The organism is Pseudonocardia nigra, assembly GCF_019396355.1.
In the GTDB taxonomy this organism is placed as follows: Bacteria; Actinomycetota; Actinomycetes; order Mycobacteriales; family Pseudonocardiaceae; genus Pseudonocardia; species Pseudonocardia nigra.
This window is the reverse complement of record NZ_JAHKRK010000019.1, coordinates 39,998-64,279: the sequence shown is the minus strand read 5'-3', so window position 1 is coordinate 64,279 and position 24,282 is coordinate 39,998. Positions and strand designations below refer to the sequence as shown.

Sequence of the window (24,282 nt, the reverse complement as noted above, 5' to 3'; positions counted from 1 at the left end):
CGCGGCGTCGGCGGCACGGGCCATCGCCCGCAACCCCGCCGCCAGCGCGCGGGCCGCGTCCTGCCGCGCCCGCAGCGCCGGGCGGGCGCGCTCCTGCTCGGCGTCGACCACGCCGCGCAGCCGGCGGGCCTCGGCCTCGGCGACCTGGTGGCGCAGCACGGGCTCGACCGCCTGCCACGCCGCGACCTGCCGTTCCGCGTCGTCGTGCGAGCGCCGGGCGGCCTCCGCGGCCTCCTTCGCCGCCGCCTGTTCCAGGACGGCGCCGAGCCGTCGCAGCTCGGTGGTGATCTCCCGCAGCCGGCGTTCCCCGGCCTCGGCGGCGCGCACCCGCTCCTGCGCGTCGGTGTGGGCCTCCGTTGCCGCGGCGGCCCGCTCGTCCTCCGCGGCCCGGCGGGCCACGATCGCGGCGGCCAGCCCGCGGGCGGCGGCCTCGTCGTCGCGGGCGCGCGCGGCGGCGCGCTCGGCGTCGGCCAGCGGGTCGAGCCGGGCCAGGGTGCCGTCGACGAAGTCGCGCTCCTGTTCCAGGTCGGCGCGCTGGGCCAGCCGCGTGGCGTAGCCGGCGACGAGGTCGGCGAGGTTCTGCGGCTCCTCGGGATCGAGCACGGCGCGCAGCAGGAAGTCGACGAACGCCTCGTCGCTGGGGAAGGAGAAGGCCTCGGCCGCCTCGCCCTCCCCCGCGTTCATGGCGCGCTGGTAGCGGAACAGCTCGGGGTCGAGGCCGACGTCGACCAGGTGGCGCGTCCAGTCCCGCGGCCCGTTCTCCCAGACCAGCTCCAGGGCGGGCGCGCGGCGGTGCTCCTCGGTGAGCCGGTCCTTGAACCCGCTCGTGGTGACGCGGCGGCCGTCGACGGTGAACGGCAGGTCGTCGAGGCCGAAGCCCGGACCGGGCCGGAAGGAGTACCAGGCGGCGCCCAGCTTCTCCGGGTCCGACGACGTGACGTGCCCGCGCCACTCCGACACCTTCCCGGTGACGAGCAGCTGCCCCGTGCGGGTGTGCATCCACTCGAGCACCACGTGCGCGACGTCCTCGCCGAGCACGAACTTCTCCAGCACGGTGGTGCTCGTCGTGCCGACCACCTGCCGCCGCCCCGGCAGCAGCACCGAGAACAGCAGCTTGAGCAGCACCGACTTGCCGCCACCGTTCTCCAGGAACAGCACCGACGCCGGCGCCGGGCGGCGCGGTGCGCGCTCGAGGTCGTCGGGGGCGAACAGGTCGACCTGCCGGGCGATGCCGCGGATCGCAGGGCCGACGCCGCGCAGGTCGAGGTGCACGTCCTGGTAGCGCGCGCCGGGCGGGCCGACGGAGAACAGCCGGACGCGCGACAGCTCATACATCCGGTGCCTCCAGACCGGCCGGGGACCGCAGGCTCCCGCCCGCGGTGGCCGCCGGCAGCACTCCGAGCTCCAGCAGCTCGTCGAACGCGCGCTGCGCGGCGAGCTCGCGGACCTGCACCTGGTAGCGCGGCGTGGTGCGGTAGGCGCCCTCGGTGCCGACGGCGACGAGGAACCCCTGATCGGCGAGGAACCGCAGCGCCTTGCCGACGATCCCACGCGTGGTCGCCTCGCCGGCGCGGCCGTCCTTCGTCGCCGTGGCCTCGGGACGGCGCAGCCACGCCCGCCACGCCGCCTCCAGCTGCGGGGCGTCCGAGAGCGGGTCGGCCGCCGCGCCCGCGGTGCGCTCCTCCAGCACCCGGCACGCCTCCCGCACCGCACCGTCGACCTGGTCGACCGACACGCGCCCGACGTAGCTGTCGTCGCCGAGGTCGTCGGGCCGCGGGAACGCCAGCGCGGCCGCCGCGAGCTGCGCCAGGCCGTGCAGCATCTTGTCCGTCTGGCGGTTCTGCAGGGCCGTGCGCTTCGCGTACTCGTCCATCCGGATCTCGAACACCGACTCCTCGACGGCGGCCAGCACGATCCCCGACGGCGCCTCGACCGCGAGCACCACCAGCCCGAGCCCGGACGCCACCCGCTGCACGGTGTCGGCGAACGCGTCGTCGTCGCGGTAGCGGCGGACCAGGTCGGCGTAGCCGGCGTCGCGCGACGGTCGACGGCGGAGCCGACCGCATGGAGGACGCGCAGCACCACGAGCGACGGCAGCTCGGGGTCGACGTCGCGGGCCTGCTCGAGGAGGGCGGACAGGCGCGTCGCGTCGCGCGCCGGGTCGAGCACGGCTGCGGCCTGCTGCCAGAGCCGCTCCCCGAACCGGTCGGTGTCCACCGGCACGACATCGGGCTCGGGCATCGGCTGCCCCAGCGGGTCGCGTTCGACCGGCGGGGTCAACAGCGTCTCCACCAACCCGGTGAGGCTCGGCACGCTCGGCACCCGGACGCCGGTGCCGGCGCGGAAGAACGCCGCAGCCGGCCCGGTGGCGATGTCGAGCGCGAGGCACGGGCGCAGGAGCTGCCCGAACACGTCGATCGCCGCGCGCCGCGGCCGCCCGCTGAACTGCTGGCGGTCCTGCTCGGCGCGGAACGTCGCGCCCGCCTCCTGCAGCCGCGCCTGCAGCTGGGTGTGGCGTTGGATGCAGTCGTTCACGACGTCCACCAGCTCGGCGGCCTGCCGGCGCCGGCCGGGCTCGGTGGCCTCGTCGCGGGCGTCGGCGATGTTGGCGAGGATCGCCGTCTCGGCCCGGTAGCGGCCCTCGATGTGCGTCAGTGCCTCGTCGAGCAGCGCCGGCACCGCGGCGAGCCAGTCGACCGACCGCACGTCCCGGCGGGTGGCGTCGAGCTTCTGGCGCAGGGCCTCCGCGTACTGCACGGTGCGGTAGCGCGCCTGCTCGGCCGCGAGCCGCGCGTCGCCCAGCCGGCCCCGGCTGATCAGGCTCTCCAGCTTCACCTCGGCCGCGATCTGCGCCGACTCGACGTCGGTGTCCAGGGCGCCCACGAGCACGTTGATCGCCTCGTCGGAGGCGCGCAGGTACACCTCGCCGTCCGGCGCCGCCACCTCCACGAGCAGCTTGAAGTCGAAGCGGCGGCGCACGTAGCGGCCGTCGTCGGCGAACGTGCCGTAGTCGACCTGGAACCCCCGGTCGAGGCTGCCCACGTTGATCAGGTTCTCGATCACCCAGTGGCCGACGCGCTCGTGCTCCCCCGCCCGGGCACCGGGGGCCTGGGCCGCGACGAACGGCAGCAGCCGCCGCACCACCTGTCCCTGGTCGGCGCCGTGGTCGAAGTCCATCGCGAGCGTGACCTGGTCGATCGCCTGCAACGCGATCTCGGCCATCTGGTACGGCGTGGCGTCGACCCAGTCCAGGCGGGTCTTGCGGGCCTCGAGGTCGTGCAGCGGAGCGGTGCACGCCAACGCCTTGAGACGGCGGGCGACTCCGTCGTCCCCGGCGCCCACCGCGCCCCCGTCCGCCATCACGGACGAGGACTCTACGGCCAGGCCGGGACGGCCCCGACAGGTAGATCGACGGGGTCGGCGCCCTGCCGGTACGTCACCCGCTCAACTCGTGCAGCGCCCGCTGCGCGGCGTCGAGCTCGGCCCGCAGCCGCTCCACCCGTTCGAGCTGCCGCTGCCGCGCCGCCTCCAGCGACGAGTCGATCGCCTCTGCCACCGTCGACGGCAACGATCGGGCGGCCTTCGCGACGTCGGCAGGCTGCACCGGCGTGGGCCGCACGCTGCGCTTCTTGCCGATCACGACCTCGACGGTCCACTCGCCGTCGGGGTTGGCGTTGAGGGTGACCGTCACCTCGGCGGGACGGGCGGCCGCGCGGTTGTTCGCCGGACGCGGCCGATCGGGCCGCTTCTCCGGTGCCGCCGATGCGGGCACGGCCGCCGGCGGACCCTTCGGCACGGCCGGTTCCGCGGCCGCCGCCGCAGCGGGCTTCGCAGCAAGCTTCTCCGCGGGCTTCACGGCCGGTTCCGGCTTCGCGGTCGGTTCCGCACCCGCCTTCGCCGCATCGGGCTTCGCGGCCGGCTCCGCCCGCCGCTGCGTCCGCTTGCGCGCCGGCCGGATGCGCGTCAGCTCGTTGGGCGAGCAGAACATCGTGTCGCGCGTGCCGACGGGCCGCACCTCGATGAAGTCGCCCTCGGCCGCGTCGGCGATCGAGACCACCTTGGCCGAACCGTCGACCGGGACACCGACCGCCGCCTTGGTGAACCACACCGTGAACGGCTTGCCGGCCGACACCTCCGCACGCGCCGCCGCCAGATCCTCCTCCGACAGCGAACTCGCCACGACCATCCTCTCCAGCCCCCTCGTCTCGACTGGGCTGCATTGTGCCCGGGGGGACCGACAGAACTGGGCCGGGCTGTCCGCTCACGCCGATGCCGGGACCTCGACCTTCTCCGACCGCGACGTCGCCGGGACGCCGAGCGCGCGGTGGAAGCCGTCGGGGACGACGAGGTGGTCGGGCGTGAGCTCGCCGATGTCCGAGACGCCCAAGCCGAGCAGGGCGGAGTCGATGCCGCTGCGCAGCACGTCGAGGACGTTCTCCACCCCGGCCTGCCCGTTCGCCGCGAGCCCCCACAGGTAGGCGCGGCCGATCAGCACCGCCCTCGCGCCCAGTGCGAGCGCCTTGACCACGTCCGAGCCCCGCCGAATGCCGCCGTCCATGACGACCTCGATCTGCTCGCCCACCGCGTCGGCGATCGGCTTGACCATCCGGATCGCGGCAGGGGTGCCGTCGAGGTTGTTGCCGCCGTGGTTGGACACCGAGATCGCGGTGACGCCGGCGTCGACCGCCCGCTTCGCGTCGTCGACCCGGCAGACGCCCTTCAGCATGAACGGGCCGTCCCACTGCCGGCGCATCCACTCCACGTCCTCCCAGCTGGGCGGCGGCGTGGTCATCCACTCGTAGTAGGCCCCGAAGAACGTCGGAGCCGGGCCGCCGGGTGGGGCCAGGTTGGGCGCGGTGAGGTCGGGGATGCTGCCGCTGCGCAGGAACGACGCGAGCCAGCTGGGCTTCCCGATGACCTGCGGGGCCATCCGCACCATCGTCTTGAGGTCGACCTTCTCGGGGATCTCCGGGCTGCCCCAGTCGCGGCCCATCGAGAACGACCAGTCGAGGGTGGCGATGAGGCCCTTCGCCCCTGCCGCCCTGGCGCGCTCCATGCGCTGCACCATCACGTCGCGGTCGCCGGTCCAGTACATCTGGAAGAACGTGCTCGGGCAGGCCGCGACCACCTCCTCCACGGGCTTGCTCGCGAAGTTCGACAGGCCCATGACGGTGCCGCGGGCGGCCGCGGCGCGGGCCACCGCCACCTCCCCGTCGGGGTGCACCGCCTGCACCCCGGTGGGCGAGATGAGCACCGGCAGGGCGACCTCCTGCCCCATCACCGTGGTCGCCAGGGACCGCTGCGCCCGGTGCCCCGCCACGTGCGGGGCGAGCCCGAGCTCGGCGAACGCCGCCTGGTTGTCGGCGACGGTCTGACCGCGTTCGGAGCCGGCGACCAGCGCGCCGTACACGGGGGCCGGCAGCCGCTTGCGCGCCCGGCGCTGGGCGACGGCGACGGACTCGAACCAGGGGTTCTGCTTCCAGGGGTTCTGGAGCCAGGCGGGAGTGGGCACGGTGGTCCTCGGATCGGGGTGGGATCGGGCGGTGGTCGGGCGATCAGGGTGTGAAGCCGGCGAGCGGGCTCTCCGCGCAGGCCGTGACCGGCGGCGCCGCGGGGCGGCGGCCGATCTGCAGCATCACCGGCTGGTTGCGGGTGGGGCTGCGCCGCGAGTGGTCCTGGCTCGCGGCCGGGACGGTTCGGTCGCCGGCCAGCGCCGCTTCGCCGTACCCCTGCACGCATTCCGGGTCGGGGCCGTCCATCGGCAGCCCCGTGAAGAACTTGGCGGCCATGCAGCCGCCGCGGCAGGTGTCGTAGAACCGGCACGCGGAGCAGGCGCCGCCCGACTGCGGCAGCCGCAGGTCGGCGAACAGCTCCGAGTCCTGCCACACCCGCTGGAAGCCCCCGTCCTCGAGCAGGTTGCCGGCCCGGAACTCCTCGTGGATGGCGAACGGGCAGGCGTAGACGTCGCCGACCGGATCGATCAGGCACACGACCCGGCCCGCTCCGCACATGTTGAGCCCCGGCAGGGCCGACCCGAACGCCGCGAGGTGGAAGAACGAGTCGCCGGTGAGCACGTTGTCGCCGTGCGCGGTGAGCCAGTCGTAGAGCACGCGCTGCTGCTCCGGGAGCGGGTGCAGCTCGTCCCAGACGTCGGCGCCGCGCCCGGACGGGCGCAGCCGGGTGAGCCGCAGGGTGGCGCCGTAGGTCTCGGCGAGCGCCGCGAAGTCGTCGAGCTGGCCGATGTTGTCCCGCGTGCAGACCACGGAGATCTTCGCGTCGCGGAAGCCCGCGTCGCGGAGGTTGGTGAGCGCGGTGACCGCGGTGTCGTAGGAGCCGGGGCCGCGCACGTAGTCGTTGACCTCGGCCGTGGCACCGTCCAGGGAGATCTGCACGTCGACGTAGTCGGTGCCCGCGAGGAAGCGGGCCCGCTCGGGCGTGATGCGCGACCCGTTGGTCGAGAACTTCACCCCGACCTGGTGCGCGACCGCGTACTCCAGCAGATGCCAGAAGTCGGGCCGGATCGTCGGTTCCCCGCCCCCGATGTTGACGTAGAAGACCTGCATCCGCTGCAGCTCGTCGATCACGGCCTCGCACTGCGCGGTGCTGAGCTCGCGCGGGTCCCGGCGGCCTGACGACGACAGGCAGTGCGCACACTCGAGGTTGCAGGCGTAGGTGAGCTCCCACGTCAGGCAGATCGGGGCGTTGAGGCCGCGCTCGAACTGCTCGATCAGGGTGGCGTTCGCGGGCCGGACGGTGGTGGAGGTCATGCGGCTGCTCCTGACTAGGCCTGGTGCCCGCGCGGGCGGATCATGTCGGCGGCGGCGAGGCCCGCCAGCGCGTGGGCGTAGGCGCCGTGCTCGCGCTCGGGGACGCCCGCCGCGACGAGCGCGGACCGCACGTCGGGGTGCTCGGCCAGCCCCCGCACGGCCGCGACGAGCTCGGGCCGCTTGAGGAAGGTGAGCTTCCGGTTGCCGAAGTGGTAGGCAAGGGCACCGAACGGCTCGGGGCGCAGGGCGACCGGCGGCGCCAGCGCCCATGCCTCGTCGAGCATCCCCACGGTGGTCGATCGCGTCATCGCGGCGGGCCCGGGCTCAGTATCACTGTTCGCTCCGCAAGCTTCGCTCAGTAGACGCCGCACATGCCGTCGATCGAGACCTCCTCGACCAGGACCTCGACCGTCAGGTCGTCGGCGGCCGGGGTCTCGGCGTGCTCGCGGGTGCTGTGCTCTCCGTGGTTCATCGCGGTGGTCCCTTCGTTGTGACGGCGTTCACGAGGAAGTTATGGCACTCGTGGCCAAAAAGGCAACACCCGCGGCTGTACTAGCGTTGGCCCATGCCGGTCGGCGACCCCCCACGCACCCCGGCGAGGGGACGGCCGGTCGCGACGTCCCACGGGGAGATCGAGCAAGCCGCGTTCCGGCTCTTCCGGCAGCACGGTTTCGCGCGTACGACGCTCGACGACATCGCCCGCGAGGTGGGTGTGGGGCGGCGCACGCTGTTCCGCTACTACGCCTCGAAGAACGACATCCCCTGGGGGCAGTTCGACCGCACGCTCGACGGCTTTCGCGCGATCTTGGACCGGATGCCCGAGGACATCCCCGTGCACGAGGCCGTGCACCGCGGGGTGCTGCTGTTCAACGACTTCCCCGCCGACGCGCGCCCGAGCCACCGGGAACGGATGCGCCTGATCCTCACCACTCCCGAGCTGCAGGCCCACTCCGTGCTCCGGTACGCGGAGTGGCGGCACGTCATCGCCGAGTACGTCGCGCGGCGTACGGGCGAACGGCCGGGTGACCTGCTCCCCCGGACCGTCGGCCGGGTGTCGCTCGCCGTCGCGCTGTCCGCCTACGACGTGTGGCTCGACGACGAGTTCGCGGTGCTGTCCGACCTGCTCGACGCGAGCATGCGCGCGGTGCGCCGGTACCTGCGGTCCTGAGACGGCCAGGAGCACCTCGACGAGCGCCGGTCAGCGCGTCGTCCCCCACACCGCATGGCGTGCGTGCACACGGCCCGAGATGTCCTCACCACCGTCGACATGTGCACAGGAACCGAGAACCTCCGGCGGCGATGTCGAGACCGCCGCGGGCGCTCCGACCAGTGGGCGACGGCGCGGGCGAGAGGCCCCGCCACGACCGGAGGAGCGATCGACGATGAGCACGGTCACCTGTGACATGGCGATGTCGATGGACGGCTTCGTGGCCGGCCCGCACCAGGGCCCGGACGCGCCGTTCGGGGAGGGCGTCGGCGACAGCCTGCACCGCTGGATGTTCGAACGGCCCGAGGAGCACGCCGACGAGCTCGCGGCGCTGACCGAGGCGGGCGCGTTCGTCATGGGCCGCAACATGTTCGGGCCCGGCCGCGGCGCGTGGGACCTGGAGTGGACCGGCTGGTGGGGCCCGGAGCCGCCGTACCACGCCCCGGTCTTCGTCCTCACCCACCACGGGCGGGAGCCCGTGGAGATGGCGGGCGGCACGACGTTCCACTTCGTGACCGGCGGCATCGACGAGGCGCTGCAGCGGGCCCGCGCTGCTGCGGACGAGCGGCCCGTCGCGATAGCGGGTGGCGCAGCCACCGTCAACCAGTACCTCGCCGCCGGCCTGGTGGACGAGTTGCGCCTGCACGTCGCGCCGGTGGTGCTGGGCCGCGGCGAGCGGTTGTTCGACGGCGTCGGCCGCCTCGACCTCACGCCCGTCGCCGTGCGGCACACCGACCTGGTCGCGCACGTCCGCTATGCCGTCGGCCGCCCGGCCGGCTCCTGAGCGGCGAAGTCCTTCCGCTCCAGCAGCCACGAACACGCCAGCCCGGCGAGGAGCCCCCAGAACGCCGCTCCGATGCTGAGGACGGTGACGTCGGCGACCGTCACGACGAACGTCACCAGCGCGCCGAGGGTGAACCGGCTGCGGAAGGCGGTGACGAACGCGGCCTGCAGCACGCGCAGCATGGCCAGGCCCGCGAGCGCGGCGATGAACGCGGGCGGCGCGGCCAGCATCAGCCGGGTGAACAGCGGGGCGAACAGCCCGAACCCGATCGCCAGCAGTCCGCAGCAGATCCCGGCGACGTAGTGCCGGTCCCGTTCCCCGGACGCCGCCAGCAGCGCGTTCGTGGGCCCGGTCAGGCAGGTCGACACCGCGCCGACCGCGGCCGCCAGCATCGACCACAGCCCGCAGGCCACGGTGACCACGTTGACCGGGGCGGCGTGCCCCGCCGCGCGCAGCACCGCCACCCCCTGCCCGTTCTGCACCACGAGCACGGTGATCGCGAGTGGGAGGACGAGCTCGACCATCGCCTGCACCGACCACTGCGGGGCCTGCAGCACCGGCGCCGCGAGCCAGCCCGACGCGTCCGGCTCCGGGCGGAAGCGGCCCGAGAGCGCGACCGCACCGACCCCGACCAGCAGCGCCCCGATGATCGGCGGGATCCGCCGCCCGGCCGCGGTCCAGGCGCTGAGCACCAGGAACACCACGACCATCGGGGCGGCGATCGGGGCGTCGGCGGCGAGGGCGTCGACCAGCCCGGTGCCGAAGCTCAGGAAGACGCCGGCCACCATGCCCATCACGATCGGCATCGGGATTGCCGCCATCGCCCGGCGCACCCACCCCGTCAGGCCCAGCACCAGCATCAGCAGCCCGGTGGCGACGTACGCCCCGACGACCTCGGCGAAGCTCAGGTGCCCCAGCGCCGGGCCGACGAGCACCGTGCCGGGGATGGTCCAGAAGAACGCCAGCGGCTGCCGGTAGACCCAGCAGGCGAGCACCGTGAGGATCCCGTTCAGGAAGAACACCCCGAACAGCCACGACGCGAGCTCGGCCGGCGACAGCCCGCCCTGCACCCCGACGGCCAGGATGACCGCCACCGGCCCGGTCGCGGCGAAGACCAGCCCGACCAGCCCGTTCGCGGCGTAGAGCACGCCGACGTCGTGGACGAGCCGCCGCGGGCCCGGCAGCGGCCGGGGCGGCCGCTCGAACCGCGTCGACGCCGCCACCGTCGTCCCACCGCTCGTCATGACGCCTCCCGCCCAGGTCGACGATTCTCGACGGCACACATCATGGGTGGGCCGCACACACCGGCGGCGGTGTGTGCGGCCTCCACCCGCTGTGTGCCGTGGCGCTCAGCCGGCTTGGCCGGACGCGGGCGCGGGCTCACCGACGACCGGCTGTCCCGCGGCCGGCTGCGCGGTCGCCCGGCCGCGCCGGGCCGCCGTCGGCACGACCAGCGTCAGCAGCGTGCCCACCACGGCGATGACGGCCAGCACGTAGAAGATCGCGTCGAGCGCGAGGCCGGAGGCGATCAGGACCCCGCCGAGCAGCGGACCGCCGACCCCGCCGAGGCGCCCGAAGCCCGCGCACCACGCCACCCCGGCGCCGCGGACGTTCGTGCGGTAGTAGGTGGCGACGAACCCGTAGATGAGGATCTGTGTGCCGCTCGTGCCGAGCCCGACGACGGCGACGAACGCGAGCAGGACGCCGAGCGGGAGGCTGACGGTGAGCAGCCCGATCGCCGCCGCCCCGAGCAGGAACGACACCGCCACCACCGGCTTCGGGCCGAACCGGTCGGCGAAGCGGGAGGCGATGAGCGCCCCGATCACCGCACCGCCGTTGAGGACGAGGAGGAACGCGAGCGACCCGTTGGTGGAGAAGCCGGCCCGGCCCATCAGCTCGGGCAGCCAGGTGTTGAGCGCGTAGACCAGGACCAGCCCGGTCGCGCTGAGCAGTCCGAGCAGCAGGGTGGGCAGCAGGTACGAGCGGCCGAAGAGCCCCGCGAAGCCCGACCGCTCCTGCGGGGCCGGCTTCGCGGTGTCCCTGCCCACTTCGGCGGGCTCGTTGATCGACACCCCGGTCCGCTCCGCCACCGCGCAGGCCTCGGTCAGCCGGCCCCGCGACACGAGCCACGCCGGTGACTCCGGCATCTTGACCAGCGCCAGCGGCAGCAGCGTCACCAGCGGGAGCGCCCCGATGAGGAACATCCCGCGCCAGCCGATGGATTCGAGCAGCAGGATCGCCAGCAGCGCGGCCAGCAGGCTGCCCAGCGGCACCCCGCTGTAGGTGATCGCGTTGCACAGGTTCTTGCGGCCCCGCGGGGCGAACTCGGCGACCAGCGCCCCGGTCGTGGCGACGAGCGCGCCGACGCCGAGACCGGTGACGAACCGCAGGATCCCGAACGCGGTCGTGGTCGTCGCGAAGGCCGTGAGGGCCATGCCGACCGAGAACCACGCGTAGGCGGTCAGCATGACCTTTCGCCTGCCGACGATGTCGCCGACGCTGCCGGCGAGCAGCGCGCCGACCAGCACACCGACGAGCGCATAGCTGCCCAGCGCGCCGGCCACGGCCGGGGTGACCGCCCCGATCTGGGCGGGGTCGCGCAGGAACAGCGGCACCAGCGTGCCGTAGACGACCAGGTCGTACCCGTCGAAGACGAGACCGACGGTGGCCAGCGAGACGATCCACGTGACCGATCTGCGGCGGAGCGCGTCCTGCTTCTCCCGAACGGAAGTCATCGTTGTCCTCCTGAAAATGGGCGTGCGACATCGGTGCCCGACCCGGACGGCGTCGGGGACTTTGACGTGCAGAGATCAGTCGTCCGCCGACAGCGCCACCGAGGATCGGGCGATGTCGGACGGGTGGCCGGCCAGCGGCGTGACCGTGATCGTCATGTAGGGGAACAGCGGAAGGCCCCAGAGGATCTCGTGGAGCTGCTCGTTGCCCTCGACGTCGAAGATGCTGAGGTTGGCGTACTCGCCCACGCAGCGCCAGATGTGCGGCCAGTGCCCCGAGCGCTGCCACTGCTGGGACCAGGCCTTCTCCCGGGCGAGGAGGTCGGCGCGCTCCGCCGGGTCCATGTCCGGCGGGAGCGCGACGTCCATCCGCACCGCGTACAGCTGGCTCATGCCGGGTCGAGCGGGAAGTCGTAGGTGACCTCGTTGCCCGCGCCCGACGCGGCGGGGGTCGGGCGCAGGATCAGCTCCGGCTTCACGGCCTGCGCCACGTCGTTGTCGACGTAGTCGCCGCCGTCGAAGTACAGCTGCGTGGTGACGAGCTGCCGGCCCGGTGCCGAGACCTTCAGGTGCAGGTGGGCGGGCCGCCACGGGTGCCAGCCCGCGGCCGAGATGAGCGCGCCGCAGGACCCGTCGGTCGGGATCTGGTACGGCGCGGGCTGGATCGTGTGGAAGGTGTAGCGGCCGTCGGCGCCGGTGCGGATCGCGCCGCGCAGGTTCCACTCCGGGATCCCCGGTGCGAACTGCGAGTAGAAGGCGGCGTCGTCGGCGTGCCACAGCTCGACCAGCGCCCCTTCGATCGAGGCGCCGTCGAGGTCGGTCACCGTGCCCTGGAACAGCAGCGGCGTGCCCACCTCGCCGTCCCGCATCGGCAGGGTGGCCTCGCCGGCGAACTCCGGCGCGCCGGGCACGTAGTAGGGGCCCTCGATGGTGCCGGTGGCGCCCTTGCGGTCGGCGTTGACGACCTCCTCGACGACGTGCTCGACGAACACGTCCAGGAACAGCGGCCACTCGCCGTCCTCGCCGACCCGGATCAGCCACGCCTTCAGGGCGTCGTACTCGGCGTAGGTCAGCTGGTGCTTGCGAATGACCCCGTGCAGGGCGGCCAGCGCGTCCGTGGCGACGGCGCTCACCCGGGCCTGGTCGACCGGAGCGGCGCTGCGCTCCTTCTGCGCCGTCTTCTGGGCGAAGGTCGCGGTCGCGGAACGACCGGAACCTGCGGCCGTCGCGTTGATCTCGGTGGTGGTCATGGTGGTGGTGTCTCCTCACGCGTCAATGCGATTCGGGAATGCGCGCGGTTTCGGGAAGGGACGCGGACCTAGCGGTCCTGGCGGTAGCGCGCGAGCTTGTCGGGATCGATCTCGATGCCGATCCCCGGTCCGGGACGGACGGCCAGCTCGCCGCCGCTGATCTGCAGCGGCTCGGTGAGCAGGTCGTCGCTCATGTCCAGGAAGTTCGACAGTTCGCCCGCCCGCCGAGAGGTGTGCCGGTGGGCGGCGCCGAAGGCGACGGTGCAGGCGGTGCCGACCTGGCCGTCGATCTGGTTGCCCATGACGACCTCGACGCCGAGGCCCTCGCACTGGTGCAGGATGCGCTGCGAGGTGCTGAACCCGGTGCGGGCCGTCTTGATGCTGATCATGGTCGCGGAGCCGCCGAGCAGTTCGCGGGTGACCTCGCCCGGGGTGGTGGCGCTCTCGTCGGCGACGGTCGGCACCGGCGTCTGCCCGACGAGCCAGCGGCGGCCCAGGACGTCGTCGGCCGGGCAGAGCTCCTCGGACAGGGTCAGGTCGAGATCAGACATGGCGCGCAGCGCCCGCGCGGCCTCCGACGGCGACCAGCCGCGGTTGCCGTCGACGTAGAGCTCGACCTCGGGGCCGAGCGCCGCGCGCAGGGCCCGGCAGGCGCCGACGTCGAGCTCGACCGGCCGGCGGCCGACCTTCACCTTGAACGTCGTGATCCCGTACCGGTCCCGGACGCGCTCGGCGTCGGCGACCATCTCGACGTCGGGCGCGAAGCCGACCATGTGCGACACCCGCATGCGGTCGGTGTAGCCGCCGAGCAGCTGCGTCACGGGCAGGTCGAGGCTGCGGCCCAGCGCGTCCCACACGGCCATGTCGACGGCCGCCTTCGCCGCCGGGTTGCCCACGGTCCGGTCGAGCCGAGCGTGCATCACCTCGCGCTCGAGCAGCGACAGCCCCACCAGCTCGGGCTCGAAGATCCTCTCGATGACGGCGACGATGGACGCCTGGGTCTCCCCGTAGGTGTAGGGGCGCGGGGGCGCCTCGGCGACACCGATCACCCCGTCGTCACTGTGCACCCGGACCAGCACGTGGTCGGCGGTGTGCACCTCGCCGCTGGCGAAGCGCAGCGGCTTGCGGTACGGGATCGCGAACGGGATCGCCTCGATCTTCACGATCTTCATCGAACTGCTCCTGGGTAGGCGTGCTGCGGCCAGGGCGAGGTGGCGGGCGGCGGGACGAACCCGTTGGCCTCCAGCACCTCGATCAGCCGGGCGAGTGCGGGGTTGACGTCGTCGAGCCGCCAGGCCAGCGCGAGGTCGACGTGGGCGTCGTCGGCGACGGACACGAACCGGACACCGTCGACCCGCAGCGTCCGTGCCGACTCGGGCAGCAGGGCGACGCCGAGGCCCGCGGCGACCAGGGTGAGCATGATCGAGGTCTCGGCGGCCTCGTGCGCACGCCGGGGCAGGAAGCCCGCGGCGAGGCAGGCCTGGGCCACAGCGGCGTTCACGACCGAGTCGGGGGTTCCGTAGCCGACGAAGTCCTCGCCCGAGAGCTCGGCGAGCGCCACGGGATCGTCCCCGGCGAGGCGATGGTGCTGCGCGACCGCGAGCACGAACCGTTCGCGGCCGATCACCCGGGAGCCGAGCCCGGGCCGGCGCAGCGGGGGACGCAGCACCGCGACGTCGATCCGGTCCTCGGCCAGCGCCGTCTCCTGCTCCGGCGTCAGCAGGTCGGGGACGTAGCGCAGGATGAGGTCGGGCAGCTCGCGCGCGGCGATCCGCGCCAGCTGCGGCAGCTGCGTGTACGCCGCCAGCCCCGTGGAGCCGACGCGCAGCAGGCCGCTGTGGCCGTCACCGATGCGCCGCACCCGTTCCTGCGCGGTCTCGACCGAGGCGAGGATCCGCTGTGCGTCGCGGAGGAACGCCTCGCCCGCGGCCGTCAGGTCGACCCGGCGGGTGGTCCGGTGGAACAGCGTGGCCCCGACCTGGGACTCCAGCTGCCGGATCGCCTGCGACAGCGGGGACTGGGCCATGTGCAGCCGCTCGGCGGCCTGCCCGAAGTGCCGGGTCTGCGCGACCGTGACGAAGTAGCGGAGCTGGCGGATCTCCACGTCGCCTCCCTTCGTCGGTGCTGGTCAGGTCACCACGGTAGGTCGAGGTGCGTGTAGAGACAAAGACCTAGTACAGCTGCACTGAGACACCTGGAGTCTCAATAATTGCTGGGTCAGGACTAGGCATAGTGCTGACGCGAACGCATCCGGGTCGCGGCGACAGTCGACGGTCAGTACCGAACTCGACACCCGAACTCGACTTCCCGCAGCTCGACCGGAGGCCTTGCCATGACCGCCACCGCCGACGTGTCCCACGTTCGCGAGGTCCTCGACCACGCCGTCATCGACGACTCCGAGGCCGGCATCTACCGCGCCAACCGCCGGATCTTCACCGACGAGGAGATCTTCGAGCTGGAGATGGCGCACATCTTCGAGGGCAACTGGATCTACCTCACCCACGAGAGCCAGCTGCCGAACCCCGGCGACTACTTCACCACCTACATCGGCCGCCAGCCCGTCGTGATCACCCGCGGCAAGGACGGCGAGCTGCACTGCCTGATCAACGCCTGCGCCCATCGCGGGGCGATGCTCTGCCGCCGCAAGACCGACAACCGCCCGACGCTGACCTGCCCGTTCCACGGCTGGACGTTCCGCAACGACGGCAAGCTGCTGAAGGTCAAGGACCCCGACGGCGCCGGCTACCCCGCGACGTTCGACACCGACGGGTCGCACGACCTCACGAAGGTCGCCCGGTTCGACTCCTACCGCGGGTTCCTGTTCGGCAGCCTGAACCCCGACGTCGTGCCGCTGGCCGAGCACCTGGGAGACACCACCACGGTCATCGACATGCTTGTGGACCAGTCCCCGGAGGGCCTGGAGGTGCTGCGCGGCTCGTCCACCTACACCTTCGACGGCAACTGGAAGGTGCAGGCCGAGAACGGCGCCGACGGCTACCACGTCAGCGCCACCCACTGGAACTACGCGGCCACCACCTCCCGGCGCAGCACCGGCGAGTCGAAGAACCAGACCAAGGCCCTCGACGCCGGGGGCTGGGGCAAGTCCGGCGGCGGCTACTGGTCCTACCCCAATGGCCACCTCTGCCTGTGGACGTGGGCCGCGAACCCGCAGGACCGACCACTGTGGGACCGGATGGACGAGCTGAAGGCCGAGTTCGGCGACGCCAAGGGCGAGTTCATGGTCAAGGGCAGCCGCAACCTGTGCCTCTACCCGAACGTCTACCTGATGGACCAGTTCTCGACGCAGATCCGGCACTTCCGCCCGATCGCGCCGGACAAGACCGAGGTCACGATCTACTGCATCGCCCCGAAGGGCGAGAGCGCGCAGGCCCGCGCCCACCGGATCCGCCAGTACGAGGACTTCTTCAACGCCTCCGGCATGGCCACGCCCGACGACCTGGAGGAGTTCCGCTCCTGCCAGCTCACCTTCCGCGCCACCGCGGCGCCCTGGAACGACATGAGCCGCGGCGCCGAGCACTGGCTCACCGGCCCGGACGAGGTCGCGAAGTCGCTCGGGATGGACGGCGTCATCTCCGCCGGCATGCGCAACGAGGACGAGGGCCTCTACCCCGTCCAGCACGGCTACTGGCTGAAGACCATGCGCGCGGCCGTCGAGTCCCGGGAGGCCTGAGGACCATGACCACCACCGAACGCACGAGCACTCTCATCACGCAGAACGCGATCGAGCAGTTCCTCTACCGCGAGGCCCGCCACCTCGACGACCGCGAGTTCGAGAAGTGGCTCGAGTGCTACGCCGACGACGTCGTCTACTGGATGCCGGCGTGGGGCGACGACGACCGGCTCACCGAGGACCCGCAGCGCGACATCTCGCTCATCTACTACGACAACAAGGGTGGCCTGGAGGACCGGGTCTTCCGGATCCGGACCGAGCGCTCCAGCGCCACCTCGCTCCCGGAGCCGCGCACCAGCCACAACATCTCGAACGTCGAGGTGATCGAGCGCCGCGGCGACCTGGTCGACGTGCGCTTCAACTGGCACACGATGTACTTCCGGTACAAGACCGTCGACCCGTACTACGGCACGTCGTTCTACACGATCGACTTCTCCGGCGAGTCGCCGCTCATCCGCCGCAAGACCGTGGTGCTGAAGAACGACTACATCCACCACGTGGTCGACGTCTACCACTTCTGAAGGGGGCGGCCATGAGCGAGCTCGCGAGTGAAGCATCGGCACAGCGTCATCGAGTAGCGCTCTCCTTCGAGGACGGCGTCACCCGCTTCATCACCTGCGACGCGGACCAGACGGTCGCCGACGCGTCCTACCGCTCACGTATCAACATCCCGATGGACTGCCGGGACGGCGTCTGCGGCACCTGCAAGGCGTTCTGCGAGTCCGGGGAGTTCGACGGCGGCTCGTACCTCGAGGACGCGCTCTCGCCGGACGAGGAGCGCGCGGGTTACGTGCTGACCTGCCAGCTGAAGCCGCGGTCGGACCTGGTGGTGCAGATCGCGACCACGTCGGCGGTGGCCAAGACGGGCGCCACCACCCATCGCGGCACCGTGACCGGGCTGGAGCGGCTCTCCCCCACCACCGTGGCGTTGACGATCGAGATCACCGACCGGGACGCGCTCACGTTCCTGCCCGGCCAGTACGTCAACATCGGGGTGCCGGGCACCGAGGAGTCGCGTTCCTACTCCTTCAGCAACGCCGCGGAGGACGAGGCGCTGACCTTCCTGGTCAAGCTCACCCCCGGTGGCGTCATGTCGGAGTACCTGGAGCAGCGGGCGCGGGTCGGAGACGCGATCAGCTTCACCGGCCCGCACGGGAGCTTCTTCCTCCGCGACGGCGACGCGCCGCTGCTGCTGCTCGCGGGCGGCACCGGGCTCGCGCCGATCCTGTCGATCCTGCGCGCGCTGGACGCGGCAGGCAGCACCCGCCCGGTGCACCTGCTCTACGGCGCGACGACCGACGCCGACGTGGTCGAGCTGGCGACCATCGAGGCACTCGCCTCCTCGATCGAGCACCTCACCTGGGACCACTGCGTCGCCGACCCGAACACGCGCGCGCCGCACCAGGGGTACGTGACCGGGCTGATCGGGCCGGAGCACCTGCACGGCGGCGGCACGGCGGTGTATCTGTGCGGCCCGCCGGCGATGGTCGACGCGGTGCGCGGCCACTTCGCGGAGCAGGACATCGTTCCGGCGGGCTTCTTCTACGAGCGGTTCGCCCCGGCCGGCACCTCCGGCGCCGAGGAGGTGCGCGTTCCCGAGGCCGGCGCGGAGCAGCCCGCGGCCGTCGCGGATGCCGCCCGGGACGAGGACGCGGTGCCGGTGAGCCCTCCCCCGCTGCCGAGGGCACGGCGGGCCGAGCTCCTCGTGCTCGCCGGCGGGGGCCGCGCGGTCACCGGCCAGGTCGTGCTGCCCGGCGTGGACCTCGCGCCCCTCCGGGCCGCCGCCTCGGCAGCGCCGGACCGGGTCCGGGGCATCTGTGGGCAGGAGCTGTTCGGCTCCGCGCAGCGTGGTGCCCCGCCCGCGCCCCTGGACGAGGACGACGACCTCCTCGTCGGCGGTGGCCGGTCCCTGGCGGGGCAGGAGCTGCTCCCGCCGTCCCCGATCGCGCCGCTCACTCCGCCGTCCCGGGTCCCCCCGCCCGACGGCGTCCCCGCCGGCGGGCCGCGCTTCGTCAGCCCGGGGCGCTTCGACCGCAAGGTCGTCGTGGTGACCGGGGCCGCGCAGGGCATCGGCCGGGCCGTCGCGGAGCGGGCCGCCGCCGAGGGCGGGCAGCTCGTGCTGGTCGACCGGTCCCCGCTGGTGCACGAGGTCGCCGACGCGCTCCTCGCCGACGGGGCGAAGGCACTCGCGATCGAGGCGGACCTCGAGGACCACGCGGGTGCCGCAGCCGCGCTGACCGAGGCGCGCAGCTGGCAGGGCCACATCGACGTGCTGGTCAACAACGTCGGCGGCGCGATCAACTTCAAGCCGTTCGTGGAGTTCACCGAGGCCGAGATCACCGCGGAGATCCGCCGCTCCCTGATGCCCACGCTGTGGTGCTGCCACGCGGTCCTTCCCGGCATGGTCGCCCGCGGCGGTGGCGTGATCGTCAACGTGTCATCGGCGGCGACGCGTGGCATCCACCGGATCCCCCACTCGGCGGCCAAGGGTGGGATCAACGCCCTCACGGCGTCGCTCGCGTTCGAGTACGCCGACGCCGGGATCCGGGTCGTGGCCACCGCGCCCGGCGGCACCGAGGCCCCGCCGCGCCGGATCCCCCGCGGCACGCCGACACCGGAGACCGAGCAGGACAGGGCCTGGTTCCAGGCCCACATCGGCCAGACCATCGGTTCGTCGCTGCTGAGGCGCTACGGCACGCTCGACGAGCAGGCGGCGGCCATCCTGTTCCTCGCCTCCGACGAGGCGTCGTACATCACCGGGAGCGTCCTGCCCGTCGCCGGGGGCGACCTGGGCTGACCATGCACACCGGAGGGGGACCATGCACATCCCCGAGCATGTGCACCGTCCACCGGCGGTGTGCACCGTCGGGCCCGCGAATACCGTGAGGTCGTGAACCGCGAGGACGCCCACGTCGTCGGGCAGACCGGGGAGGTCGAGCAGCTCGACGCGCTGCTCGGCCGGGCCGCGTCGGGCACCCCGGTCGTCGCGGTCCTCGAGGGCCTCCCCGGGGTCGGGCGGACCACCCTGCTGCGCCGGTTCCTCGAGCGGCATCCGGCGCTGCCGGTGACGTCCGCGGCCGGGCTCGCCTGGGAGAGCGGCCGGGCGGGCGCGCTCGCGCGCCGCCTCTGGTCCGCCGATCCGGCTCCACCCCCGTCCCCCGCCGAGGACGACCCCGGCGCGTGGGGTGAGGTGTTCGCCGAGCGGTGGCAGGCCCGGGCCGCCGACGAGCCGCTTCTCGTCGTCGTCGACGACGCCCACGACAGCGACCCGGTCTCGATGCAGGCGATCTCCTCTGCGGTCGCCCGCATCGGGAACGCGCGGGTGCTGGTCCTGCTCGTCACGGCCGTCGGCCCCGGGGTCGCCGTCCATCCCGACGTGCAGGACGTCCTCGACGGGCTCCCGGCCGTCCGCGTCCGGGTGTCGCCGCTGCGGCCCGACGAGACCCGCCTGCTTGCCGCCCGCATCGCGGGGATCGACCTGCCCGTGCCCGTCGCCCGCAGACTCTGCGAGCACGCCGGCGGGATCCCCCGCCACCTGCTGGAGATCCTGCGTGACACCCCGCCGATCCGCTGGTCGGACTGGCAGACGCGGCTGCCGGCGCCGACGTCGGTCCAGAACCGGGTCCACGCCGCGCTCGACGCCTGCGCCGCCCCGACCAGGCGCCTCGTCGAGGCCGCGGCGGTACTCGGGTCGCCGGCGAACCTCGCCGACGCCGCGGCGCTCGCCGGGGTCGACGACCCGATCGGCGCCCTCGACGAGGCCTTCGCCGCGGGCCTGCTCGCCCCGGCCGCCGGCCACGGGCTCGACTCCGTCACGTTCCCCGGCCGGTTCGTCCGCACCGCCGTGCACGCCGGCCTCGCGCCCAGCCGGCGCCACGACCTCCACCGGCGCGCCGCCGAGGTCGTGACCGATGAGGTCGAGCGGCTCCGGCACCGGGTCGAGGCCAACCCGCTGCCCGACGCCGAGCTGGCAGCCGAGCTGCTCGACCTGGCCCGCCGCAAGTCCGACGACGGCGCGTGGGCCGTCGTCGCCGGCGCCCTGATCGACGCGAGCCGGATCAGCCCCGACCGCGCCGAGCGCGAGGACCGGCTGATCCAGGCCGTCGACGCACTCGCCGGGGCCGGGCTCCTCGGCCAGGCCGTCGACGCCCTCCCCGAGGTCGAGGCCCTCCCCGCCGGCTCCCGCCGCGACGCCGTCCTCGCCTACGTCGCCGTGCAGCGCGGCAGGCGCGCCGAAGCCGTCTCCTACCTCGACAGCGCCTGGCGGCTGCGCGGCACCGACCGTCGCGCCGCCGCCGTCGTGTGCCAGCGCCACGTCCTGCACGCCCTCGCCGACTGGGACGGCGACGAGCTCGTCCGCTGGGCCGGTCGCGCCGTCGAGCACGCCGAACCGGGCTCGCCCGCCGCCGTGGAGTCCCGGGCGATCATGGGGCTGGGCCACGGCGCCCGCGGCGACATCGACGCCGCCTTCACCGCGTACCGCTCCGCGGTCGTGGAGAGCCCGAGCGGGCCGCAGCACCAGCGCGCCCGGATGGGCCTCGGCTGGCTGCTGCTGGCCCAGGACGAGCCCGAGGCCGCCCGCCGCGAGCTGGAGTACGCCGTGCCGAGCGTGCGCCGCACGGGCTCGAACCGCATCTCGCTCTGGGCATTGATCTGGCTCGCCCGCACCCGGTTCGCCCTCGGCGACTGGCCCGGCGCCCTGCACTGCGTCGACCAGGCCCAGATCCTGCTCGGGGCCACCGACCTGGACCTCCTGCGCCCGCTCGTGCACTGGACCGGAGCCCAGATCCACGCGCTGCGCGGCGAACCGGACGCCGCGGGGCGGCACCTCGGCCTGGGTGCCGCCGCCGACCACGACTACACCGTCATGACCGTGCCTGCCCTGCTGGCCCGCGCCCACGTCGCCGAGGCGCGCTCGGACCACGAGGCCGTCGTCCGGCACCTCACCCCGCTCGTGACCCGCCGCCCGCGGGGCGGCCTGGACGAGCCCGGGTTCTGGCCGTGGCACGACCTCTACGCGAACGCGCTCGTGCTCACCGACCGCCTCGCCGACGCCGATGCGTTCCTCGCCCCGCTCGAGGGGCTCGTGCGCACGCGCGGCCACCGCTCGACGGCCGCGCGAATCGGCTACGTGCGCGGCCGGCTGCTGGGGGCGCGCGGGGACCTCGCCGCGGCCGAGGAGGTCTTCGGCCACGCCCGCGCGCAGCTCGAGGACCTCCCCCTGCCCTACGACCGGGCCCGGGTCGACTTCGCCCACGGCCTCACCCTCCGCCGCGCCGGTCGCCGCCGGGACGCCACGACCGTGCTGACCGCGGCCCGGCAGGCCTTCGCCGCCCTCGGCGCGCAGGTCTACGTCGAGCGGTGCGACCGGGAGCTCAAGACCGGACGGCCCGGTGCCCGGCCGCTGGACAACGACGTCGACGCGCTGACCGAGCAGGAACGTACCGTCGCCGAGCTCGTCGCCACGGGCATGACCAACAAGGAGGCCGCCGCCGCGATGATGCTGTCGGTCAAGACCGTGCAGTTCCACCTCACCCGGATCTACGCCAAACTCGGCTCCGTTCCCGCTCCGAGCTCGCCGCGCACTTCCCGCGCGCGGCCGCCTCCCGCTGACGCAGCGGGGAGCCCTCACCGCGCCGCGGCCAGGGCAGCGGCCAGCGCCGCCTCGATGACCTGGGCCGACACCGCGGCCACCTCGTCGGGGGTGCGGCCGAAGTCGCCGGCCAGGGACTGGGTGCTGAACCCCGAGAGGTGGACCGAGACGGCGTCGACGAGCCAGGACGGCGGTTCGCCGGGCCCGCCCCTGGCCTGCCAGATGCGGGAGGTCACGGCCACCGCAAAGCGCCGGCGGCTCGCCCGGCGCTCGGCCGCGGCCTCGGCGAGCTCGTCGGACAGGTCGTCCGGCGCGAGCACCGCCAGCTCCCAGTAGATCCGGCCGTTGCGGGCGTTGAGCCGGTGCGTGACGACCAGCAGGTCGAGCAGCCACGCGCGCAGGTCGTCGCCGTCGGGGGCGGGCGGGATCTGCTGCGCGTAGCGGCGCACACCCTCACCGATGGCGGCCGCGAACAGCCGGTCGCGCGTGGCGAAATGGCGGAACACGGTGCGCCTGCTGACGCCGGCCGCCGCGGCGACATCGTCGACCGTGGCGTCGAGACCGCGCTCGGCCAGCACGACCCGCGCGGCGTGCAGGATCCGGGTGCGGGCGACGTCGCGCTGTTCGACGGCGAGCGAGGTCGCGCTGCCGGCGTCGTGGGCCACCCGCGGATCCTACCGGCTCACCCTTGTCCGGTGTCACTCATGAGTGACATCCTGGCACGAACGAGGGACACCAGTCCCCCTTGGACGCCTCCGGAGCATGCATGAGCGTCAGCGAACCGCCCACGAGGCCCGACGGCACCGTCATCGACAAGGAGGCGGTGCGCCGGAAGTACCTGCAGGAACGCGACAAGCGGCTGCGCCCCGACGGCAACGACCAGTACGTGCGCCTCACCGGGCGCTTCGCGCACTACCTCGAGGATCCCTACACCCCGCGGACCGAACGGGAACCGAAGACCGACGACCGGACGGTCGTGTTCATCGGCGGCGGCTTCGCCGGGCTCGTCACCGGCGCCCGGCTGAAGGAAGCCGGCATCGACGACGTCCGGATCATCGAGAAGGGCGGCGACTTCGGCGGCACCTGGTACTGGAACCGCTACCCGGGCGCGCAGTGCGACACGGCGTCGATGGTGTACATGCCGCTCCTCGAGGAGACCGGTCACATGCCGAGCGAGAAGTACGCGCATGCGCCGGAGATCCTCGAGCACTGCCAGCGCATCGGCAAGCACTTCGGGCTCTACGAGGACGCGCTGTTCCACACCGAGGTCACCGGGCTGCAGTGGGACGCGGCGCGCTCGCGGTGGGTCGTCCGCACCAACCGCGGCGACCACTTCACCGCGCGGTTCGTCGCCATGGGGATCGGCCCGCTGCACGTCCCGAAGCTGCCGGGAATCCCGGGCATCCAGTCGTTCGCCGGGCACTCGTTCCACACCAGCCGCTGGGACTACGACTACACCGGCGGCGACCCGTCCGGCGCGCCGATGGAGAAGCTGGCCGACAAGCGGGTGGCCGTCATCGGCACCGGCGCGACGGCGGTGCAGTGCGTGCCCCACCTCGCCCGGGCGTGCGGGAGCTGTTCGTGTTCCAGCGCACGCCGTCGTCGGTCGACGTCCGCGGCAACCACCCGATCGACCCCGAGTGGTTCGCCCACATCAGCACCCCGGGCTGGCAGCAGCGCTGGCTGGAGAACTTCACGGCCAACCAGACCGGGGGCAAGGCGGACGAGGACCTGGTGATGGACGGCTGGACCGAGATCGCGCGGCGGGTGCGCGCGAAGGTCACGACGCTGCCGGCCGAGGACCGCACCCCGATGACGATGCTCGCCGCCTTCGAGGACTCCGACCACGAGAAGATGGAGGAGATCCGGGCCCGCGTCGACGCGATCGTCGAGGATCCGGCCACCGCCGCGAACCTCAAGGCCTGGTACCGCCAGCTGTGCAAGCGGCCGTGCTTCCACGACGAGTACCTGCAGGCCTACAACGTGCCCGGCACGCACCTGGTCGACACCGACGGCAAGGGCGTGGAACGGATCACCGAGACCGGAGTCGTCGTCGCCGGCACCGAGTACCCGGTCGACTGCATCATCTACGCCTCCGGCTTCGAGGTCGGCACCCCCTACACGCGGCGGGCCGGGTACGAGGTGACCGGGCAGGACGGCGTGACGCTGTCGGAGTACTGGGCCGACGGCATGCGGACGCTGCACGGCATCCACGCGCGCGGGTTCCCGAACGCGTTCTTCGTGCAGCCCACGCAGGG

At 73.2% G+C, this 24,282-nt stretch carries 18 protein-coding genes and 4 pseudogenes; 7 read left to right on the top strand and 15 right to left on the bottom strand.

Going from position 1 to position 24,282, the window contains the following annotated elements; all coding sequences use genetic code 11:
• The 8 genes and pseudogenes from KME75_RS07750 to mftA form a co-directional block, all read right to left on the bottom strand.
• Positions 1-1,335: pseudogene (locus KME75_RS07750) on the bottom strand (hypothetical protein); the annotation flags it as partial.
• Positions 1,328-2,059: pseudogene (locus KME75_RS07745) on the bottom strand (hypothetical protein); the annotation flags it as partial. The pseudogenes KME75_RS07750 and KME75_RS07745, both read right to left, overlap by 8 nt.
• Positions 2,047-3,360 (bottom strand): annotated as a pseudogene (locus KME75_RS42815) (hypothetical protein); the annotation flags it as partial. The pseudogenes KME75_RS42815 and KME75_RS07745, both read right to left, overlap by 13 nt.
• 76 nt (positions 3,361-3,436) lie before the next feature.
• Positions 3,437-4,180, bottom strand: coding sequence for a DUF6319 family protein (locus KME75_RS07740; protein ID WP_372452574.1), 744 nt, complete (start codon positions 4,178-4,180; stop codon positions 3,437-3,439).
• A gap of 81 nt (positions 4,181-4,261) precedes the next feature.
• On the bottom strand, positions 4,262-5,512 hold the full coding sequence (gene mftD / locus KME75_RS07735) for a pre-mycofactocin synthase MftD (protein ID WP_219413842.1): 1,251 nt from the start codon (positions 5,510-5,512) through the stop codon (positions 4,262-4,264).
• Between the two features lie 43 nt (positions 5,513-5,555).
• On the bottom strand, positions 5,556-6,767 hold the full coding sequence (gene mftC, locus KME75_RS07730; protein WP_219413841.1) for a mycofactocin radical SAM maturase: 1,212 nt from the start codon (positions 6,765-6,767) through the stop codon (positions 5,556-5,558).
• 14 nt (positions 6,768-6,781) lie between these two features.
• Positions 6,782-7,075, bottom strand: coding sequence for a mycofactocin biosynthesis chaperone MftB (gene mftB / locus KME75_RS07725; RefSeq protein WP_219413840.1), 294 nt, complete (start codon positions 7,073-7,075; stop codon positions 6,782-6,784).
• A 47-nt stretch (positions 7,076-7,122) separates the two neighbouring features.
• Positions 7,123-7,239 carry a mycofactocin precursor MftA gene (gene mftA / locus KME75_RS07720; RefSeq protein ID WP_219413839.1) on the bottom strand — a complete coding sequence of 39 codons (117 nt, stop codon included), beginning with the start codon at positions 7,237-7,239 and terminating at the stop codon, positions 7,123-7,125.
• A gap of 93 nt (positions 7,240-7,332) precedes the next feature.
• Here mftA and mftR point away from each other — a divergent pair, with 93 nt between their 5' ends.
• Positions 7,333-7,935 (top strand): mycofactocin system transcriptional regulator MftR, encoded by a 603-nt coding sequence (gene mftR, locus KME75_RS07715; RefSeq protein WP_219413838.1) that lies wholly within the window; start codon positions 7,333-7,335, stop codon positions 7,933-7,935.
• Between the two features lie 214 nt (positions 7,936-8,149).
• Complete coding sequence (locus KME75_RS07710; RefSeq protein ID WP_219413837.1) at positions 8,150-8,758, top strand: dihydrofolate reductase family protein; 609 nt, start codon at positions 8,150-8,152, stop codon at positions 8,756-8,758.
• Here KME75_RS07710 and KME75_RS07705 read toward each other — a convergent pair.
• From KME75_RS07705 to KME75_RS07680, 6 genes are all read right to left on the bottom strand, one after another.
• Positions 8,728-10,002 (bottom strand): benzoate/H(+) symporter BenE family transporter, encoded by a 1,275-nt coding sequence (locus tag KME75_RS07705; protein ID WP_219413836.1) that lies wholly within the window; start codon positions 10,000-10,002, stop codon positions 8,728-8,730. The two genes, KME75_RS07710 and KME75_RS07705, sit on opposite strands and share 31 nt — an antisense overlap.
• A 105-nt stretch (positions 10,003-10,107) precedes the next feature.
• Positions 10,108-11,493, bottom strand: coding sequence for an MFS transporter (locus KME75_RS07700; RefSeq protein ID WP_219413835.1), 1,386 nt, complete (start codon positions 11,491-11,493; stop codon positions 10,108-10,110).
• Between the two features lie 75 nt (positions 11,494-11,568).
• Positions 11,569-11,883 carry a muconolactone Delta-isomerase gene (catC, locus tag KME75_RS07695; RefSeq protein ID WP_219413834.1) on the bottom strand — a complete coding sequence of 105 codons (315 nt, stop codon included), beginning with the start codon at positions 11,881-11,883 and terminating at the stop codon, positions 11,569-11,571.
• Positions 11,880-12,740, bottom strand: a complete 861-nt coding sequence (gene catA, locus KME75_RS07690; protein ID WP_219413833.1) for a catechol 1,2-dioxygenase — start codon at positions 12,738-12,740, stop codon at positions 11,880-11,882. Before catA ends, catC begins: the two co-directional genes overlap by 4 nt.
• Before the next feature lie 68 nt (positions 12,741-12,808).
• Positions 12,809-13,912: a mandelate racemase/muconate lactonizing enzyme family protein gene (locus tag KME75_RS07685; protein WP_219413832.1), complete on the bottom strand. Its 1,104-nt coding sequence runs from the start codon at positions 13,910-13,912 to the stop codon at positions 12,809-12,811.
• On the bottom strand, positions 13,909-14,844 hold the full coding sequence (locus KME75_RS07680) for a LysR family transcriptional regulator (RefSeq protein WP_219413831.1): 936 nt from the start codon (positions 14,842-14,844) through the stop codon (positions 13,909-13,911). The genes KME75_RS07685 and KME75_RS07680 overlap by 4 nt, the downstream gene beginning before the upstream one ends.
• A gap of 228 nt (positions 14,845-15,072) precedes the next feature.
• Here KME75_RS07680 and benA point away from each other — a divergent pair, with 228 nt between their 5' ends.
• The 4 genes and pseudogenes from benA to KME75_RS07660 all read left to right on the top strand — a co-directional run.
• Entirely contained in the window at positions 15,073-16,431 is a 1,359-nt protein-coding gene (gene benA / locus KME75_RS07675) for a benzoate 1,2-dioxygenase large subunit (protein ID WP_219413830.1), read from the top strand.
• Between the two features lie 5 nt (positions 16,432-16,436).
• Positions 16,437-16,952, top strand: coding sequence for a benzoate 1,2-dioxygenase small subunit (gene benB, locus KME75_RS07670; RefSeq protein WP_219413829.1), 516 nt, complete (start codon positions 16,437-16,439; stop codon positions 16,950-16,952).
• Between the two features lie 11 nt (positions 16,953-16,963).
• The gene (gene benC, locus KME75_RS07665; protein WP_219413828.1) at positions 16,964-19,228 is read left to right on the top strand and encodes a benzoate 1,2-dioxygenase electron transfer component BenC; all 2,265 of its coding nucleotides are present in this window, start codon (positions 16,964-16,966) and stop codon (positions 19,226-19,228) included.
• Between the two features lie 60 nt (positions 19,229-19,288).
• Positions 19,289-21,928: pseudogene (locus tag KME75_RS07660) on the top strand (AAA family ATPase); the annotation flags it as partial.
• 131 nt (positions 21,929-22,059) lie between these two features.
• Here the strand turns inward: KME75_RS07660 and KME75_RS42810 are convergent.
• Positions 22,060-22,689, bottom strand: coding sequence for a TetR/AcrR family transcriptional regulator (locus KME75_RS42810; protein ID WP_308282631.1), 630 nt, complete (start codon positions 22,687-22,689; stop codon positions 22,060-22,062).
• A 101-nt stretch (positions 22,690-22,790) separates the two neighbouring features.
• On the opposite strand from KME75_RS42810, the gene KME75_RS42805 reads away from it, so the two are divergent.
• Entirely contained in the window at positions 22,791-23,762 is a 972-nt protein-coding gene (locus KME75_RS42805; protein WP_246631676.1) for a flavin-containing monooxygenase, read from the top strand.
• Positions 23,763-24,282 lie beyond the last annotated feature (520 nt).

Excerpts from the sequence above, each read along its gene's own strand:
- benC (WP_219413828.1), top strand. The coding sequence starts at position 16,964 with ATGAGCGAGCTCGCGAGTGAAGCATCGGCACAGCGTCATCGAGTAGCG.
- KME75_RS07685 (WP_219413832.1), bottom strand. The coding sequence starts at position 13,912 with ATGAAGATCGTGAAGATCGAGGCGATCCCGTTCGCGATCCCGTACCGC.
- KME75_RS07705 (WP_219413836.1), bottom strand. The coding sequence starts at position 10,002 with ATGACGAGCGGTGGGACGACGGTGGCGGCGTCGACGCGGTTCGAGCGG.
- mftA (WP_219413839.1), bottom strand. The coding sequence starts at position 7,239 with ATGAACCACGGAGAGCACAGCACCCGCGAGCACGCCGAGACCCCGGCC.
- mftB (WP_219413840.1), bottom strand. The coding sequence starts at position 7,075 with ATGACGCGATCGACCACCGTGGGGATGCTCGACGAGGCATGGGCGCTG.
- benB (WP_219413829.1), top strand. The coding sequence starts at position 16,437 with ATGACCACCACCGAACGCACGAGCACTCTCATCACGCAGAACGCGATC.
- KME75_RS42805 (WP_246631676.1), top strand. The coding sequence starts at position 22,791 with ATGAGCGTCAGCGAACCGCCCACGAGGCCCGACGGCACCGTCATCGAC.
- benA (WP_219413830.1), top strand. The coding sequence starts at position 15,073 with ATGACCGCCACCGCCGACGTGTCCCACGTTCGCGAGGTCCTCGACCAC.
- mftC (WP_219413841.1), bottom strand. The coding sequence starts at position 6,767 with ATGACCTCCACCACCGTCCGGCCCGCGAACGCCACCCTGATCGAGCAG.
- catC (WP_219413834.1), bottom strand. The coding sequence starts at position 11,883 with ATGAGCCAGCTGTACGCGGTGCGGATGGACGTCGCGCTCCCGCCGGAC.
- mftR (WP_219413838.1), top strand. The coding sequence starts at position 7,333 with ATGCCGGTCGGCGACCCCCCACGCACCCCGGCGAGGGGACGGCCGGTC.
- catA (WP_219413833.1), bottom strand. The coding sequence starts at position 12,740 with ATGACCACCACCGAGATCAACGCGACGGCCGCAGGTTCCGGTCGTTCC.
- KME75_RS07700 (WP_219413835.1), bottom strand. The coding sequence starts at position 11,493 with ATGACTTCCGTTCGGGAGAAGCAGGACGCGCTCCGCCGCAGATCGGTC.
- KME75_RS07710 (WP_219413837.1), top strand. The coding sequence starts at position 8,150 with ATGAGCACGGTCACCTGTGACATGGCGATGTCGATGGACGGCTTCGTG.